Annotated in this window: 19 protein-coding genes and 1 pseudogene; 9 read left to right on the top strand and 11 right to left on the bottom strand. The window is 35.8% G+C overall.

Annotation, left to right across the window (positions count from 1 at the left end; translation table 11 throughout):
* The 8 genes and pseudogenes from ACTJJF_RS21180 to ACTJJF_RS21145 form a co-directional block, all read left to right on the top strand.
* Positions 1 to 945, top strand: a pseudogene (locus ACTJJF_RS21180) (hypothetical protein); the annotation flags it as partial.
* Between the two features lie 13 nt (positions 946 to 958).
* Positions 959 to 1,246, top strand: coding sequence for a hypothetical protein (locus tag ACTJJF_RS21175; RefSeq protein ID WP_212650613.1), 288 nt, complete (start codon positions 959 to 961; stop codon positions 1,244 to 1,246).
* A gap of 112 nt (positions 1,247 to 1,358) precedes the next feature.
* Complete coding sequence (locus ACTJJF_RS21170) at positions 1,359 to 2,381, top strand: RHS repeat-associated core domain-containing protein (RefSeq protein WP_440700937.1); 1,023 nt, start codon at positions 1,359 to 1,361, stop codon at positions 2,379 to 2,381.
* Entirely contained in the window at positions 2,353 to 2,841 is a 489-nt protein-coding gene (locus tag ACTJJF_RS21165; protein WP_440700936.1) for a hypothetical protein, read from the top strand. The genes ACTJJF_RS21170 and ACTJJF_RS21165 overlap by 29 nt, the downstream gene beginning before the upstream one ends.
* 330 nt (positions 2,842 to 3,171) lie before the next feature.
* Positions 3,172 to 4,128, top strand: a complete 957-nt coding sequence (locus ACTJJF_RS21160; RefSeq protein WP_440700935.1) for an RHS repeat domain-containing protein — start codon at positions 3,172 to 3,174, stop codon at positions 4,126 to 4,128.
* The gene (locus ACTJJF_RS21155) at positions 4,125 to 4,520 is read left to right on the top strand and encodes a hypothetical protein (RefSeq protein WP_312305640.1); all 396 of its coding nucleotides are present in this window, start codon (positions 4,125 to 4,127) and stop codon (positions 4,518 to 4,520) included. Before ACTJJF_RS21160 ends, ACTJJF_RS21155 begins: the two co-directional genes overlap by 4 nt.
* Before the next feature lie 114 nt (positions 4,521 to 4,634).
* The gene (locus tag ACTJJF_RS21150; RefSeq protein ID WP_440700940.1) at positions 4,635 to 5,129 is read left to right on the top strand and encodes an RHS repeat domain-containing protein; all 495 of its coding nucleotides are present in this window, start codon (positions 4,635 to 4,637) and stop codon (positions 5,127 to 5,129) included.
* Positions 5,130 to 5,191: 62 nt separating this feature from the next.
* The gene (locus ACTJJF_RS21145) at positions 5,192 to 5,656 is read left to right on the top strand and encodes a hypothetical protein (protein WP_440700934.1); all 465 of its coding nucleotides are present in this window, start codon (positions 5,192 to 5,194) and stop codon (positions 5,654 to 5,656) included.
* 88 nt (positions 5,657 to 5,744) lie between these two features.
* Here the strand turns inward: ACTJJF_RS21145 and ACTJJF_RS21140 are convergent, their stop codons facing one another.
* The 9 genes from ACTJJF_RS21140 to ACTJJF_RS21100 form a co-directional block, all read right to left on the bottom strand.
* Positions 5,745 to 6,680 carry a hypothetical protein gene (locus tag ACTJJF_RS21140; protein WP_440700933.1) on the bottom strand — a complete coding sequence of 312 codons (936 nt, stop codon included), beginning with the start codon at positions 6,678 to 6,680 and terminating at the stop codon, positions 5,745 to 5,747.
* A gap of 81 nt (positions 6,681 to 6,761) precedes the next feature.
* Positions 6,762 to 7,484 carry a hypothetical protein gene (locus ACTJJF_RS21135; RefSeq protein WP_440700932.1) on the bottom strand — a complete coding sequence of 241 codons (723 nt, stop codon included), beginning with the start codon at positions 7,482 to 7,484 and terminating at the stop codon, positions 6,762 to 6,764.
* A 32-nt stretch (positions 7,485 to 7,516) separates the two neighbouring features.
* Positions 7,517 to 7,780 carry a hypothetical protein gene (locus tag ACTJJF_RS21130; RefSeq protein WP_440700931.1) on the bottom strand — a complete coding sequence of 88 codons (264 nt, stop codon included), beginning with the start codon at positions 7,778 to 7,780 and terminating at the stop codon, positions 7,517 to 7,519.
* 49 nt (positions 7,781 to 7,829) lie between these two features.
* Complete coding sequence (locus tag ACTJJF_RS21125; RefSeq protein ID WP_440700930.1) at positions 7,830 to 8,387, bottom strand: putative glycolipid-binding domain-containing protein; 558 nt, start codon at positions 8,385 to 8,387, stop codon at positions 7,830 to 7,832.
* 133 nt (positions 8,388 to 8,520) lie between these two features.
* Positions 8,521 to 8,772 (bottom strand): hypothetical protein, encoded by a 252-nt coding sequence (locus ACTJJF_RS21120; RefSeq protein ID WP_312305616.1) that lies wholly within the window; start codon positions 8,770 to 8,772, stop codon positions 8,521 to 8,523.
* A gap of 106 nt (positions 8,773 to 8,878) precedes the next feature.
* Positions 8,879 to 9,652 carry a GLPGLI family protein gene (locus ACTJJF_RS21115; protein ID WP_440700939.1) on the bottom strand — a complete coding sequence of 258 codons (774 nt, stop codon included), beginning with the start codon at positions 9,650 to 9,652 and terminating at the stop codon, positions 8,879 to 8,881.
* A gap of 7 nt (positions 9,653 to 9,659) precedes the next feature.
* A complete protein-coding gene (locus ACTJJF_RS21110) occupies positions 9,660 to 10,196 on the bottom strand; it encodes a GNAT family N-acetyltransferase (protein ID WP_440700929.1) in 537 nt (178 codons plus the stop codon).
* Between the two features lie 8 nt (positions 10,197 to 10,204).
* The gene (locus ACTJJF_RS21105) at positions 10,205 to 10,597 is read right to left on the bottom strand and encodes a VOC family protein (protein WP_440700928.1); all 393 of its coding nucleotides are present in this window, start codon (positions 10,595 to 10,597) and stop codon (positions 10,205 to 10,207) included.
* A 9-nt stretch (positions 10,598 to 10,606) separates the two neighbouring features.
* Positions 10,607 to 11,407 carry a hypothetical protein gene (locus ACTJJF_RS21100; protein WP_440700927.1) on the bottom strand — a complete coding sequence of 267 codons (801 nt, stop codon included), beginning with the start codon at positions 11,405 to 11,407 and terminating at the stop codon, positions 10,607 to 10,609.
* Positions 11,408 to 11,512: 105 nt separating this feature from the next.
* Between ACTJJF_RS21100 and pafA the strand changes: the two genes are divergently transcribed.
* On the top strand, positions 11,513 to 13,159 hold the full coding sequence (pafA, locus tag ACTJJF_RS21095; RefSeq protein WP_312305604.1) for an alkaline phosphatase PafA: 1,647 nt from the start codon (positions 11,513 to 11,515) through the stop codon (positions 13,157 to 13,159).
* Positions 13,160 to 13,216: 57 nt separating this feature from the next.
* Here pafA and ACTJJF_RS21090 read toward each other — a convergent pair whose 3' ends face one another.
* Together ACTJJF_RS21090 and ACTJJF_RS21085 are read right to left on the bottom strand one after the other, a co-directional pair.
* Entirely contained in the window at positions 13,217 to 14,344 is a 1,128-nt protein-coding gene (locus ACTJJF_RS21090; RefSeq protein WP_440700926.1) for a hypothetical protein, read from the bottom strand.
* On the bottom strand, positions 14,341 to 15,999 hold the full coding sequence (locus ACTJJF_RS21085; protein WP_440700925.1) for a helix-turn-helix domain-containing protein: 1,659 nt from the start codon (positions 15,997 to 15,999) through the stop codon (positions 14,341 to 14,343). The genes ACTJJF_RS21090 and ACTJJF_RS21085 overlap by 4 nt, the downstream gene beginning before the upstream one ends.
* Between the last annotated feature and the right edge of the window lie 9 nt (positions 16,000 to 16,008).

Genomic DNA, 16,008 nt, shown 5'->3' with positions numbered 1-16,008 from the left:
GACTTGGGTAGATGGGGCGTTATGGATGCGATGTCTGAGAAATACAGTTCATGGAGCCCTTATAACTATGCCATCAATAATCCTGTGATGGTGATAGATCCGGATGGAAATGACGCAATGTTCGCTTCGGGGGAAGCAGCACAAGCAGCTTTTAGGGCTTATGTAGCAACAATGTCTACAAGTACCGAGTCATCGGGAGGGAATATTTTTACAGGATTTGGTCGTAGCTTTGGAGAAGATCCAGATGATCCAAAACCAGGTTTTTGGAGGAGTGTAGGCAATTTCTTTAGTAAATGGTTTAGAGGAGGTAAAACAGGAAGTTTAGAAGTAGGTTCTGCTGAAAGAATAACAGCTGAAGATTATAGTGCCAGTGGAAGCAGATTATTTGGTTTAATACAAGGAGCCAATTATAACCCAATGGCTGAATATCGGGCACGTCGTGATAATCCTTTTTATAATGATGGGGAATCTAGTTTAGATAGATCTTTTAGATTAATGAATAGTTCTCACATAGAAATTATGCAGGATTTTGGTGGAGGCGGCTACAATATGTTTGGCGGATATGGTAGAATTACGAAAGCTGCTAATGCAGTAGCGGCAGTAGACGAAACAGGGAATAGTTTATCTAAAATGCTTTCTTCAGTTGATGAATTTGATCCTCTTGTTACATTATATAGAGGAAGTAGTGGTTCCGAAATTGGAAGTGAATTTTTGTTTCTAACTGATAATATTGATTATGCGGCCAGTTATATTAAAAATGGAGGAACAATCAATCAGTATCAAATTAGTAGGTCTGGGTTATACATTTTGGAACATACTCAAAGATTATCAATTAATCCAAATGGGCAACATGTAGGAATTTCAGGTACTTTTAGTGAGTATTTATTCACAGGAAAAGATGTAGTGCAGGCTTTAAATAAAATAGCTAAACCACACGTTCCTTAATAAAATAAAAAAAATGGAAAATAAAATTTTTTGTTGCGAAAGATTAAGTTTTTTTAATAGACCAGAAAATAAGATGAGTCTTAATTTTAGAATTGTAAAATATGTTGGTGATTTTAGAAAAAAAATGCTTTTACTTGACCCTAATGTCAATGAAATAGGGTTTGTTATTACTTCAGGATATGGAATTAGTGTGAATGATGAAAAAACGATGAGAATGGTTGTAAACTATTGTCCATTTTGTGGTCAAAAATTAAGTGATTTTTATAAATCTGATAATTATGTACAAGAAACTATAGGATAGCTTTTCACAATATTTTTGAAACTTTGCCCCCAGCTGGTGCGAGCTTCTAGCTTGTACCGTATAAACAATCAACCCTATAATAAGTAAGGGTTGACTAAATGTAGATGTATGGTTGACACAAGCGAGACGTTCCCTGTTTGGAAGTTATTACAGTTATAAATACAACGGTAAAGAGCTTCAGGAAACGGGCATGTATGATTACGGGGCCAGAATGATGATGCCGGACTTGGGTAGATGGGGCGTTATGGATGCGATGTCTGAGAAATACAGTTCATGGAGCCCTTATAACTATGCCATCAACAATCCTGTAATGGTGATTGATCCGGATGGAAATGACGCAATGTTTGCTTCGGGGGAAGCAGCACAAGCAGCTTTTAGGGCTTATGTAGCAACAATGTCTACAAGTACCGAGTCATCGGGAGGGAATATTTTTACAGGATTTGGATCCAATTTATTTGGTGATGATTATATATTGAATCGAAATGGTAAGTTTGAACGAATATCAGAAACAAAATATAACTTTGATAGATTGTATAATTGGGATAAATCTAAAGTTATAAAACTAAATAAAGAGTTTATGAAGAATTTGCGTCAAGATATGAAATATGATAGTTATTCCAATCAATATAAACCTACGGAAACGACAATAACATTTGAAAATTCTTCTGTGTCCACAAAGCAAATAAAGAATTATTTCTATTTCTTAGCCGCAAATACAGAAAAAGAATGGGGTTTTAATCATTTAACTAAAAATGGTTGGTTTTCAGATAGTTCGGTGACAATAATTAATAGTGACCATAATGATGGCTCTGTTGGTATGAGCGCAATTTTTAAATATTTAGAATCTGGTTATAATTTATTAGGGTCCGGACATTCTCATCCCTTCTTAATCTATGACCACCCGGAAAATAGACATTTATTAAAAGGAAGGTATGATGAAATGGCATATCCTTCTGGATTCCAAAAAGGCGGAGCTGTAGATTTTAACCAATCAACTGGTGACAGGAGCAGCTACGAAAATTTATTAAATAAATATGGAGGGCAAATAAAAACTAACCCATGGATATATATAGGCAACCCAGATAACCGACCACATTTTATATATTATGATACGACATCTTTTAGAAGGAAGTAAAGCACTGTTGCTTCTTCTTATCTTATTTTCTTGTAAAGAAAATAAAAAAGAAAACATTAAAGAGTACACTTACCCCAGAATTTCAATCAAAGAAAATCTAAAAAGAGAAATATATTCTTATAAAAAAGAATTGAATAGGCTGCAAGCATCAAAAAGCAATAATATAAGTATTTATTTTAATAAGAAAAATGATACAACTTTTATAGAAATAGGGGATTATAAACCGAACCTTAAGATATTAAATATAAAGGGAGTTGAAATAATGAAAAAGGATACAATTTACTTATTTATTGAAAATAATTCAATAAGTATTGAAAAGTTTTTTGAAAATCAGTCTAATGACAAAATTAATATTATAGATAATTTAGAACCGTCCCTTAATCATTTTGATCCTCATTTTAGATGCCTTTATATTGATAATGAAAATTTAAAAGTATCTTTTTATGGTAAATGTAAATAGTAATAAATTGAACCATAGCAGTTTTATAATCTTATTGAAAAAAATATAACCCTATAAGCTGGCGCAAGCATCACGCTTGTGTCTCAATAAAGCAAAACCACTGTAAAATTTGCAGTGGTTTATTTCAACTTGAAAAAACTATATTCATGGGTAAAATCATTTAGGAAATATACGTTTAAGTTATTTCAAAAATGATACATGAATAGAAGTTCTTGAAGAGAATAATTACTATCCTTTTGGATTAAACCATATCTCAGGATTGATACTACCTCTTATTTCGGAAGTTATTACAGTTATAAGTACAACGGTAAAGAGCTTCAGGAAACGGGCATGTATGATTACGGGGCCAGAATGATGATGCCGGACTTGGGTAGATGGGGCGTTATGGATGCGATGTCTGAGAAATACAGTTCATGGAGCCCTTATAACTATGCCATCAACAATCCTGTAATGGTGATTGATCCGGATGGGAATGACGCAATGTTTGCTTCGGGGGAGGCCGCACAAGAAGCTTTTAGGTCTTATGTAGCAACAATGTCTACAAGTACCGAGTCATCGGGAGGGAATATTTTTACGGGATTTGGTCGTAGTCCTGGAGAAGATCCAGATGATCCAAAACCTGGTTTCTGGGGTAGTATTGGGAATTTTTTTAGTAATTTATTGGGACATAATAAAAAAAACTCAAACCGTTTAATGGTTGGTCCTGCTGAAGAAATTTCTGAAGAACGTTTTGCTAAAAGAATTACTACTTGGCAGGTTGTTAGTGCTTTGTTATTTAACAGTACAGATCCTTATTCAGCAATTGGAAATATGGGAGTAGGACCTTATGCAGAAGAAAGGGAAAATGTAGGCATGGTTGCTATGCTTTTTGTTAATCCTGAAGCTGGGGCGGAGGGATTAGAAAGAAAGCTATTGACAAATATTTTGCCTGTAAGTACAGAAGGAAAGCTATTAGGCTCTATAGTAGATGGCAAAATATTAATGAATGGTTCAACAAAAGCTTCTGGAACTTTTGATTTTGTGATAACAGAATCAGGTAAAACTTTATTAGGAAGAAAACATACTTTTTTATCAAAAGGTTCAAACGTATTGGCTGCTGGAGAATTAAAAATAAGAGGAGGAAATATTGTTAATATTAATAATTTATCTGGTCACTATCTTCCAGGTCCTGATATAGCTAATACTTATTTGGATATTTTTAAGGCTGTAAATATAAATGTTTCAAAGGCACACTTAAAAGTGTATAATTCTCAAGGTCAAATAATTAATCATGTATTGCCAAAATGAAAGAAATAATTTTTAAAAATAATAATTCAAAAATAATAATTGATTCTAATCTCTCATATTACGTATTTTTTAAACTTTTTATGTATTTTTTAGAAGATGATAATATGTCAAAAAATTATATAATCTCTGGGAATAGAATACAAGATTTAAAAAATGTTTTAGAGAACTATTTAAACGAAATATTGAAAAAATGGTATAAAAAACCCGATGAGAAAGAACTTCAGAAACATTCAACTCGTTTTGAAAAAATAGAATTTAACAAAGAGATTTATATAGTTAATTATAGAATGTCTGAAGTAGGTCGTTTAGTATTTGTAGTTTATAATATTTTAAAAATGTTAGATGCCTCGTATATTAATTATGAAAATTTGAATATTATAATTAAAGAATAATGTTCAAAATATGTATAAATCCCCAGCTGGTGCGAGCTTCTAGCTTGTACCATATAAACAATCAACCCTATAATAAGTAAGGGTTGATTAAATGTAGATGTATGGTTGACACAAGTGAGACGTTCCCTGTTCGGAAGTTATTACAGTTATAAATACAATGGTAAAGAGCTTCAGGAAACGGGCATGTATGATTACGGAGCCAGAATGATGATTCCTGATTTGGGTAGATGGGGCGTGATGGATGCCATGTCTGAGAAATACAGTTCATGGAGCCCTTATAACTATGCCATCAACAATCCTGTGATGGTGATTGATCCGGATGGAAATGACGCAATGTTCGCTTCGGGGGAGGCAGCACAGATTGCTTTTAAAGCTTATGTGGCTACAATGTCTACAAGTACTGAAACATCAGGAAGTAATATCTTTACAGGGCTTGGTCGTAGCCCTGGAGAAGATCCAGATGATCCAAAAGCTAATTTTTTTGGTCGAATAGGAAATTTCTTCAGAGATTTGTTTGGGAGAAATAAACAAGGGAAAGAAACTGCCCCCAGCTGGTGCGAGCTTCTAGCTCGTACCATAATAAAAAAACAAGTCCTTACAAAAAAGTAAGGGCTTGTTAAATTTTAAAATTGAAATATTCATAGAGAGTTTTGTATCTATATTTTTTTAACATGAAAAATAGATGTAGATTTATGATTGGCACAAGCGTGACGCTTGCGCCAGCGAAGGGGAGATTTTTAATGTTAAATACTGATATAGATGAGAGTAAATTAGGATATTTTTACGGAATAAAAGAGTATAGTTTTAGAAAAATTATTCTATCCCGGATAAAATTTTTACTTGGATGTCCTCCTATCTTCCTTAAAGATGAAATTTATTATATCTGCCAAAAATTGATAGATTTTGAAAAAATGCTTGAAAAGGATACCGATGTTCATCCCTTGGAAATGGAAAAATTGAGATTAGAGGTGTCAAAATTTTCCTTTGATATATTAAGGTATAAAATATCTTATAAAGATTATAGTAAAGCATTAAAAATTGAACATTACATGCAACATGATGGGTTAAAGGATATTAAAATAAAAGAGTTTGTAAAAAAAATTCCCAATTCGTTTGATTTACAGTGTAACTCATAGCTGATGCAAGCACCCTACCCATCCCATCCTAAACAACAAGCCCTTATTATTTATAAAGGCTTGTTTAATTTAGAAGTTAAAACACTTATTATTCTAATTTCAATATCCTTTTCCAGAGATTTCCGTCAAATTCTAAAACATCATTTCCGCCAATGGACCACATAATTCCGTCTGCGGCTGACAGATGATAGCAGGAAGCCGGAGTAATGTCTTCACCAAAATCAATGGGAATCAATTCATTGCCGGATAACTCATAAACAGCATATAAACTTGAGACATATATTTTGTTATTAAATTCTATCAGACCCCACAGATCTTCATGCTCTGTTGTGATAACTTCCCATTGGTTTTCACGCCCTTTGATTATAATTCCTCCCATTCCGCATCCGTAAATAAAACCATCGGAGGCTGTTCTTATTTTGGTTAAATGGTTGTTAATTCCCAATTCTATTTTTCTGAACTCCTTCCCATCATATAACCAGAGATCTCCTTCCCAGCCGGCACAGTATACTTCATGATCTGAAAATCCGGCAACAGACTCAAAACACTTATCGTATTTTTCCTCATCTTTTCCATAGATCTGCGCTGTTGCATCCAGGCATATCCACTGGTCTTTATCCGTTCTCATATAAACCTGGCGGCAGGTGCCTACAGCATAAGCTTTGCCGTCAATAGCATTTACTTCTCTTAATGGTCCTCTTTTCTGCGGACCTCCATTGGCCGTAATCTCTTTTTCTATAGTAATTTCACCACCGCCTGAAACTTCTATTTGTCCGTATTCGCCTAGTCTGATACATTTTTCTTCGGGGTAATGAATGACTGCTTCTGAAACGACCACCCAGTTTAAAACATCGCATCCCCAGTTTCCCATGTCTAATTCAAAATCGTAGGAATGTTTATGTCCGTTCTTTAATTGTTCATTATCTACCAATGAAAGGTAGCATAAGTCATGATAACGGACTATACCTGTTGTAATGCTGCAGCCTTTCATTGCTTCTGCAATATTTTGTTTCTTGTTTGTCATTGGGTTTGATGATTATAAGTTTTTAATATTGGTTTAATATGAATTATAACTTCACGAAAGCAGATTTTCTGATCAGTGTATTTAATAAAAATCATAATACAGGCTCCATTCTCCGGTATCTTTATTTTTGGCAAACATAAAACTTCCGCTGTCTACCACATTCAGATAAGCTTTTTCGTCCGATGAGATCTGGAAAACGAATTCAGAACCCTCGCCGAAACCATCTTTGAAACCGATGCCAGGCTGGCAAAAGGAAGGATAGCCACCCAATTTAGTACGGTAGCTGTGGTTAATAATGTCGAAATAACTGTTGAAAAGTCCTTCTCTTTCAAGCTTGACAATTTCAGAAATTAAACGGTAATCGATATCCTCAATTCCTCCGCCATCCCATAAAGGTGCATCTTTAGGGAACAATTGAGAACGCATTGGAAAAGGTTTTAGATAAGATGTCGGGCTTTTGAGGTCTTTGATAACAATATCCTCCAAATTATCATATTCCCTGATCACCCAGTTGGCACCCATTTTTTCAAGATTTTCCGGGAAATCATAAGACATAAAAACAGTGAGCAGCTTTTTATCCCTGATGAGTTCCGGTACAAACGGCTGATTGGGGAGATAGATCTGTAAAAGCGGCATCATTGGATTGCCCTTCTGATCCAGAGGAATATCTTCATGTGCGGCATATGCAAAAACACGCCCGATCCATGATTCCTCCAATGTATTCTGTGGTCTGAATCCCCCGGTGATAAATTCCGTGGCAGGCCGTTCTATGGTGTCTTTGATCTTTTGTATTCTCGGATCCATTTTTTGGTATTATATTAAAATTATAGTAAAAGTTAATCTTCTTCCTCATCAAACTCGCTCATCATCAAAAGATGATAACCATTGATCTCATCTTTTTCCTTTGCAGTCCAGATATCGGTTTCAAGGAGCTGTTTTCTTGCGTCAGCCAGTGATATTTGCAGATTATACTGTAGGAAAGCCGCACAGCCGGGGAAGGAAACGTTATTGTCTTTGAGCTCTTTTATGGTATCATAGAGCTCTTGCCGGCTTTCTGCCCTTAAAGTAAGAGCAGCAGCTTTGATCTCATTAATGGTCATATTGATGCTTTCTTCAAAAATTAAAAGTGTTTATAAATAGAATTGGAAATCAGGATTTTATTTCCGTTATTTTTTTAAATAATTCCGGGTATTGAATCACCAGTCCGTTTTCATCCACTACAATTTCTGCTTTAAAATCGGACTGAATATTTTCATAGAGATACCGATCTGAGGACGTTCTGGTGTATCGCTGCTGAGCCGGCCTGATCTGATGATTCAGGACATCAATATAAATAACTTCAATTTCCTGAGCCCTGTTTTCCGGCAGGTTCAGTTTGTTGACCGGTAAGGTATTGGTAAAAGGGGTGAGAGAAATATCAATATATTGGAAACCCTTAAAATCCGGATTGATATTGCCATTAATTTCCCAGTCATCCTGTTGCTTTTTCCCAGTCATCCTATTTTTAACGGTATTAACTTCAGATTCGATTGAAAATTCAAGAATATTCCAGTTGATATCAATCGTAAGGTGATAATCCACACTATAGAGCAGATCTTTAAGGCAGCCGATAATTCTGGAGGTTACAATATGGTTTCCATTGTTCTCTTTTAAAGTAAAATATTCAAGGGACTGGTAAAAGATTCCCTGCCAGATTAATGTTTTCATTATATTTTGTTGATATTTTGCTAAAATACTGAAATTGTATTTAAATTAATGAGTATAAGAGAACAGCTGGCTATAAAAGGATTTAAAATAAAAAGAGCGGTAAAAACCGCTCTTATTGATAAAACAAGTGTTTTTATATGTAAACACATCCACAACCTGATTCTCCTTCCATACAAAAACGTGTAGGCTCCGTACAATGAGTTCCTCCGCCTCCGGTTCCGCCCCCAGTTCCACCTCCGCTCAGGCTTCTGTAGCAGGTATCTCCACTACAATAATAATAACCATGGGTTGGAGGGCAGACTCCATCTACACAAAGTGCATAAGCAGTATCACCACCGCTGATCAGAACCAATTGATTTCTTTTTAATTTCTTTAAATTTTTCATAGTAATTATGTTTTAATTTGTTGAGGTACTAAGGTATATAAAAAAATTAAGACACCAACAAGTGTTTTAAAATTTTATTAAAAATTTATGAGTATTAAAGGAAAATTTAATCGAGAAAGACATTTATTTTCTGAAGCCTGTCTTTTATTTTATGGGTGATTTCTTTTCCGGCAGCGTCAAATATTTTGATATTTCCGTTATACATAGAAGGATTCTCGATGTAGTTTTTTCTAGCTTCCAGATACTGCTTTTTGGTTTTTGCCTTTACGACAGATGAGTAGGGAAGAGGGGCTATGGTTTCATTATTTTTTTGTATACTGCCGGCAGAAATTTCAATAGTCCTGCTCTTATTATAAACTTCCAGCACTGTTCCGGAAAGGCCTTTGAAGTGGAAAGGTCCTTCCGGAATAGGGATATCCTCTGTATACCAGGCAAAAAAAACATCTCCGGTATCACTTGTTGTTTTGGCCAGCCGGCAATGATAATTCTGCACTTTTTTAGTATCAGTGAGAACTTCCCACTTCAGATCAGGTTCTTTAAAACTGAAAATATACTTGCCTACGGGCAGAAAAGCTGTAAGCGTGTTATCAGATTTAAAGATACTGTATTCTGTTTTGGGATATTTCGGAATAACTCCTGCGGTGGTTACAATACCTGCCGTTTTATCAGATCTGGTATAAAAATCTTTTGCTTCCCGATTATAATATACAGATTCGGTGGCATTGCAAAGCAGAATCATTTCGTATTGCTGTACGTTCTGGCGGTTCAGGGTGTCAGAAATAATTCTGGTTTCATAAGTGATCTGCATGACTGCTTTTCTATTTTGGGAAAAAAGAAGGGAGTAGAGCAGTAAAAAAACAAAAACGGATAAATTTTTCATCATATGCTTATTCCAGATCTAAGGTCATAAAAAGGGCTATTTCTTCAGAATTTTCATACAGTCTTGTATTCAGTCCTGTGATATTGAATCCCATTCTCCGGTAAAATTGTATGGCTGGGTAGTTGGTATTCTGGGTTTCAAGCTCAATGACTCTGCAGTTTAATTTTCGTGCTTCTTTAATTGCATTTTTAATCAGCATGATACCCATACCCTGTCTTCTGTGTTTCTCATCAATCAGTATATTTTCGATATAAAAGCTGTTATTCCATGTCCTGGGTTCACAGATGATCCAGCCGGCAAGTTCATTATTGACAAAAGCTCCGAAAGAGTGGTCTTTTTCAATGATCATATTCAGATCAACAATATCTTCTGAAGTAGTTTCCCAGACTTTGGTGTACGGTAAATGTTTTTCTTTTAATAAAAATTCAAAAGAACCTGAAAATTCAATAGACGAGAGCGAATATATGATATCTGTTGAATAGCCGTTGTGTCCCCATTCTGAGCTGGGATTAGCTGTTAATTTTTGTAATTTTTTTATTTCCATAGAGACTATTATTGAATTTCTGTGCAGATTTCTATCAGATAATTGTCCGGGTCTTTGATATAGGCTGTTTTTTGCCCCCAGGGTTTTACAGCAATATCTTCATAGAGAATAGCTCCGTTTTTTACTGCTTCTGCAACCAATGTTTCTACATCATCGGTTACAAATCCCAGTTCTATTCCGAATGGTTTTGCATTCGCCTTTGAAGTTAAAAAACCTTCTTTGATATTGGAACTTGCCAGGCTTACAGAGGCAAATGAGATTGTGGTTTCTCCGGTAATCAGTTCACCATAATCTTTTTCAGGAGTGATGAATTTTATTTCCGTGTTGAAAGTATTTTTATAAAAACTCATGGATTGCTTCACATCTTCCACGTACAGGATGATATATTTGAATTTGATCATACTATTGAATTAAAAAGGGTTTTGTTTTTCATTTAAAATATAGTCTTCATCTGCCATCAGCCTCACATGGGTGTTACGGGAAGGATAGTATTTAAAACCTTCAAGATGGCCGAAGTGGAGCAGAGGATATTTCTCAGTAAGACGGCGTACCTTAGTTCCGAAGGAATTGATATCAACATTTTGGATACTGTCTTGTTTCTGTCTGCCATTGGTAAAGGAAAGCATCAGGTTACAATGATTATTGAAATCGGCCTCATGATAATAAAATACATTGATGTTTTCTTCTTTACAGATCTGTGCAAGATCGTCAATGAGGTGGCTTTTATCCTTCAGAGGCAAGTTGCAGTCGATTCTGATAGAATAATTTTCTGCATTATTCCTTTTAAAGTCAGAGCCTACCATTTGAATAAAACGGTGTTCTATGGTTTCATATTTCTGGTTTTCAGGGTGGAAAATCTTACTGTATTGTATTTCAAGAGGAGCCTGACTGTCGAGTAAAATAGCATTCTCACGGATCAGCAGCGCTTCTATTTCTACAGCAAACTGAAAATTGTAATCAAAAAGCATATGATCGCCTGTACTTATCATCAGTCTGTTGTCACAAATATGAATCTGCAGATAGGTCCGGGGAAACTGGGCTTTCAGGTTTTCCAGTTTGTTGAGGATATCATCGGTATTCTTTACTTCTACTTTCGTTTCCAGCTCTGCAGGGTTATCAGCATGACCTCCATAGCCCGGCAGGAATCTGAAAAATTTAAAATGATACAAATGCTCAGAAAATTTAAAATACCAGTATACGCCTAAAATCATAGAGGAATAGATTGATGAATTGCACAATAATTCAAAATTAAATAAAATTTCACACTCCAAAACTTTCAAAACCCTTAAATTTGTGGTCAATAAAATTTTACTTGGATGCTTAGGAATATTTCAATTGCGGCAGCTACTTTTTTGTCCGTAGTTACAATCAATGCACAGAAGAACAGAAATACCCAACTCGAAAGACCGAAATTAGTCGTAGGACTGGTAGTAGACCAGATGCGTTGGGATTATTTATACCGTTTTTATGGAAAGTATGGAAATGAGGGTTTCAAAAGGTTACTGAACACAGGATATTCTTTAAACAACGTACACATCCCTTATGTGCCTACCATTACCGCTTTGGGACATACATGTATCTATACGGGATCTGTACCTGCCATTCACGGAATTGCCGGAAATGACTGGACAGATAAAGAAACAGGTAAAGGGGTATATTGTACGGCAGATGAAAACGTTCAGCCGGTAGGAACTACCAATACCAGAACAGGAAGCCACTCTCCGAAAAATCTTTGGTCTACTACGGTAACCGATGAATTGAGACTGGCAACCAATTTTCAGGGAAAAGTAATTGGAGTTTCATTGAAGGACAGAGCTTCTATTCTTCCGGCAGGTCACACGCCCAACGGAGCATTCTGGTTTGATGACAGTACCGGAAACTTCATTACAAGTACATGGTATATGAATGATCTTCCTCAGTGGGTAAAATCTTTCAACGCTCAGAATTTACCGGAGAAATTAGTAGCCAACGGTTGGAATACCTTACTTCCTATCAATCAGTATACAGAAAGTGCACCGGACAATTCTCCTTGGGAAGGATTACTGGGGAGTTCCAAAACACCTACTTTCCCTTATAATAATCTAGCTCAGGATTATCAGACTAAAAAAGACAACATCCGTTATACTCCTTTCGGAAATACATTGACACTGAAGCTGGCAGAAGCTTCCGTAGAAGGTGAAAAACTGGGTGGAGATAATATTACAGACTTTTTAGCGATCAACCTTGCATCTACGGATTATGCAGGACATAAATTCGGTCCCAATTCTATTGAAGTGGAAGATGTTTACATCAGACTGGATCAGGATCTGGCAGAATTTTTCAAATATCTGGATTCAAAAGTAGGAAAAGGTGAATACACTGTTTTTCTTTCTGCTGACCATGGTGGAGCGCATTCTGTAGGCTTCCTTAAAGAGCATAAGATCCCGACAGGTTTCTTCGGCGAAGGAGCAGAAAAGAACCTTAACCAAAAGCTTAAAGATAAATTCGGGGCTGATAAACTGATCAACGCAATCGATAATTATCAGATTTATTTTGACAGAAAAGTATTGGCAGATTCTAAGCTTGAGCTGGATGATGTAAGAAATTACACGGTAAAAGAACTTGAAAAAGATCCTACTGTGCTCTATGCTGTTTCTGTAGATAAAGTGCAGGAATCAAGCATTCCGGAACCGATCAAACAAAGAATTATCAATGGAATCAACAGACAGAGAAGCGGAGATATCCAGCTGATTTCTCATGATTCTATGCTTCCGCCATATTCTAAAACCGGAACTACCCATAGCGTATGGAATTCTTACGATTCACACATTCCGTTGATCTTTATGGGATGGGGGGTGAAGCAGGGAGAAAGTAACAAGGCGTATCATATGACTGATATTGCACCTACAGTATCTTCTCTATTGAAAATTCAGTTCCCAAGCGGAAGTGTAGGAAATCCTATCACGGAGGTTATCGGTCAGTAAACTGAATATAAATAATATCAAAAAACATTCCTGCGGGAATGTTTTTTTGTTTATATGCTATAAAGTGCGGATCATTTGCTGTATATCCTTTTGATAAGTCCTGTTCTGTTTTCTTATTTTCAAAATAAAATATAACAAAATACTGATGATCAGGATTCCGATAATTCCGGCAATAATTTTCACAGAGCGGTAATAAGATTTTAGTTTTCTGTTTTTTACAGCACTTTCTTTATTGTAGTTATCAATGGACTGATTAATGGATGCCAGTTCATTTTGCTTCCTTTTGAAGTGCATCTCAAAGTATTTCTTATTATAAAACTGGTACAGGTTCTGTTTTCCCATTGCCAGGTAGTTATCTGCCATTTCTTTATAAATTCCTTCATTGAGGATAATATCGCCGGTGTTTTTGCTGAGGTTTTCAGCTTTTAGTAAAAGATCAAGGGCTGTCCGGTTTTCACGTTTCTGTTTATGTACTTCCGACATTCCTTTCAGGGCAAAGGCTTCCAGGCTTTTAGCATGGTTTTTCCGGGCATAGTTGATAGATTGTACAAATGCCTGCTGTGCCTTATCAATCTGATCCAGGTTGAGATAGCAATAGCCGATATTGTAATAGACGACACTCATATTGGAATAAGTAGTTGTTTTTACAGGAACCTTTTCGAAATTGGCTATTGAGATCAGAAATTTTTCAAGGGCAATTTCAGAATTCGACTGGCTTTTATAGATCATTCCTCTTATGGCGTAGCTTGTGGCTGTTTCTATATACTTTTCCGGTGTTCTGTCCGGAATTTTTGCCAGATACTGATCTGCTTCATTCAGGGTTTCAAGGCTTTTGCTGAAAAGTTCCATTTGCTGGTACTGTATGGCTACCATAACCAAAACGCTGACCTGCTTTTTAGGATCATTTATTTTTTGTGAAAGTTCTTTAGCTTTTAAAATATATTTCAATGATTCATTAAAATCCCTCTTCGCAATATTGGCAGTGGAAAGCAGCATATATATTTCAATGGAGGTATTGATGTCATTGTTCTGTTTTAATAAATTTTTTCCGATCCGTATAGCATTGTCAGGATTATCATAAATTTCAAGACGTGCTTTTTTTATGACAGCATTATTTCCGCCATGTTGTGCCTTCATAAAGATACAAAAGCACAGGCAGACAATTATTGTAAAGACGGGCTTCATGATGTTTTGTTTTTACTGATTTCCTGAATATAGGCATTGGGAGACATCCCGGTAACCGATTTGAAAACCGTAGTAAAGGCACTATGCGATGAAAACCCGGAATATTCAGCCAGATAACTTACTTTATAATTAAGAAATAAGGGTTCTGTTCTCAGAAGATGAGCAATATGGTTGATTCTTAATTCGTTAATATACCCGTTGAAATTCTTTCCTTTGCCGGTATTAATGACTTCAGAGAGGTATTTGGTATTGATCTCCATTTGGGAAGAAAGTGCGGATAGTGACATATTTTTATTCAGATAACGATCAGATTGTTCGAATTCTTCAAGTTTCTTGAGAATTTCTTCCTCTTTTTCCTTTGAAATTTTACCAGAGTCTTTCCCCGGGACTTTTTCTGCAACTTCAGCCTTTTCTATTGACTGGTTTGTCAGAGAGCCGGCTTTCTGTTTCAGTTGGCTCTGCTTTTCAAAAAAATCAAATTGCTTTTTTAAGTCTTTATTTTTATTTCTGATGATCAGGAAAAAGACCAGTAATCCGATGAAGGTCAAAAATAAGGTAAGTATAAATAACCAGAGCGATCTTGAATAATTCTGCTTTTGAAACTCAAGATTTTTATTCTGGTTGGTTTCCATGAGCTTTACAATATACCGTATCCCTTCTCTTGTATGAGCATCGTTCTGGGACTTCAGGTCAGTATAGGATTTATTGTATTGGTGATATTTTACATCGTCATGGAGAGCAAAGTAATTCCTTGACAGAGATTCATAGATTTTGACTTTTAAATTGTTGAAAGGCAGCTTTTCGATCAGTGATAGACCTGTTTCCAGTTTTTCAGCAGATGTTGTATAATCCTGTTTTAAAAAATAATATCGGGATAAGCTTTCATACGCTAAACTGAGAAGGAAGGGCGAATTTTTTCTTTGTTCAAGGTCCGAAATCACATTTTCTATAAGTTGTTTAGATGCTTCCAGGTTATTTTGTCTCATCAGATAGGAAGACCGGAAGACAGCGTTTTCAATCCTTATGATCCTGTTCTCTTCATCATGATGGGTAAGGTATTGGTCACTTTTAGCGAGATTTTCCAATCCTGCACGATAATTTTTATTAATTCCAAAGTTGATAGCCTGCAGTTGGAAAAGCTTGGCAGCTGTGGTTTTTAATTTCGGATCCGTACTTTTTGCTAGCCTGGAATCAGATAAAAGGGCTGTAATGATTTTCTTTGACTGGTTATACAATCCCAGATTCTGATATTGATCGGCAAGGCTATAATCTCCAAAAACCTGTAAGAAATAAGAAAGATCTTTTTTCAGATCAGCATCTTCTTTTTGAGAATAAATATTGACTGACTGTACATAGTCACCTTTCATAGCAAATGCCTGTGAAATGATGTTTTGGAGTATTATTTTATGCTCCGTTCCCTGGTCACTTACAAGAAGCCCCTGTGAATAGCTGATGCAGTCGTCAGGATTCTGATAGAGTTTCTGGAATGCCTTATCTGCCAGAATCTTGAAGTCGGGGCCGGATTGTCCATTAATCACAATGGAATACAGTATAAACAGCAACCCTAAAATCCGTCCACTACTTTCAATCATTTTTCCGGATAATATATTGCTTTTTAATTTTTTTTGAATGATTCTTCTGAAATCTGCTTTCAAAATGAATTG

This window comes from Chryseobacterium sp. 22458 (assembly GCF_052044975.1).
Classification (GTDB): Bacteria; Bacteroidota; Bacteroidia; order Flavobacteriales; family Weeksellaceae; genus Chryseobacterium.
Note: the sequence above shows the minus strand (reverse complement) of the source record. Positions and strands in the feature narration are given on the sequence as shown.

Bases quoted from the DNA above. Each gene is read 5' to 3' on its own strand.
- ACTJJF_RS21175 (WP_212650613.1), top strand. From the start codon at position 959: ATGGAAAATAAAATTTTTTGTTGCGAAAGATTAAGTTTTTTTAATAGA.
- ACTJJF_RS21165 (WP_440700936.1), top strand. From the start codon at position 2,353: ATGATACGACATCTTTTAGAAGGAAGTAAAGCACTGTTGCTTCTTCTT.
- ACTJJF_RS21160 (WP_440700935.1), top strand. From the start codon at position 3,172: ATGTATGATTACGGGGCCAGAATGATGATGCCGGACTTGGGTAGATGG.
- ACTJJF_RS21155 (WP_312305640.1), top strand. From the start codon at position 4,125: ATGAAAGAAATAATTTTTAAAAATAATAATTCAAAAATAATAATTGAT.
- ACTJJF_RS21145 (WP_440700934.1), top strand. From the start codon at position 5,192: ATGAAAAATAGATGTAGATTTATGATTGGCACAAGCGTGACGCTTGCG.
- ACTJJF_RS21140 (WP_440700933.1), bottom strand. From the start codon at position 6,680: ATGACAAACAAGAAACAAAATATTGCAGAAGCAATGAAAGGCTGCAGC.
- ACTJJF_RS21135 (WP_440700932.1), bottom strand. From the start codon at position 7,484: ATGGATCCGAGAATACAAAAGATCAAAGACACCATAGAACGGCCTGCC.
- ACTJJF_RS21130 (WP_440700931.1), bottom strand. From the start codon at position 7,780: ATGACCATTAATGAGATCAAAGCTGCTGCTCTTACTTTAAGGGCAGAA.
- ACTJJF_RS21125 (WP_440700930.1), bottom strand. From the start codon at position 8,387: ATGAAAACATTAATCTGGCAGGGAATCTTTTACCAGTCCCTTGAATAT.
- ACTJJF_RS21120 (WP_312305616.1), bottom strand. From the start codon at position 8,772: ATGAAAAATTTAAAGAAATTAAAAAGAAATCAATTGGTTCTGATCAGC.
- ACTJJF_RS21115 (WP_440700939.1), bottom strand. From the start codon at position 9,652: ATGAAAAATTTATCCGTTTTTGTTTTTTTACTGCTCTACTCCCTTCTT.
- ACTJJF_RS21110 (WP_440700929.1), bottom strand. From the start codon at position 10,196: ATGGAAATAAAAAAATTACAAAAATTAACAGCTAATCCCAGCTCAGAA.
- ACTJJF_RS21105 (WP_440700928.1), bottom strand. From the start codon at position 10,597: ATGATCAAATTCAAATATATCATCCTGTACGTGGAAGATGTGAAGCAA.
- ACTJJF_RS21100 (WP_440700927.1), bottom strand. From the start codon at position 11,407: ATGATTTTAGGCGTATACTGGTATTTTAAATTTTCTGAGCATTTGTAT.
- pafA (WP_312305604.1), top strand. From the start codon at position 11,513: ATGCTTAGGAATATTTCAATTGCGGCAGCTACTTTTTTGTCCGTAGTT.
- ACTJJF_RS21090 (WP_440700926.1), bottom strand. From the start codon at position 14,344: ATGAAGCCCGTCTTTACAATAATTGTCTGCCTGTGCTTTTGTATCTTT.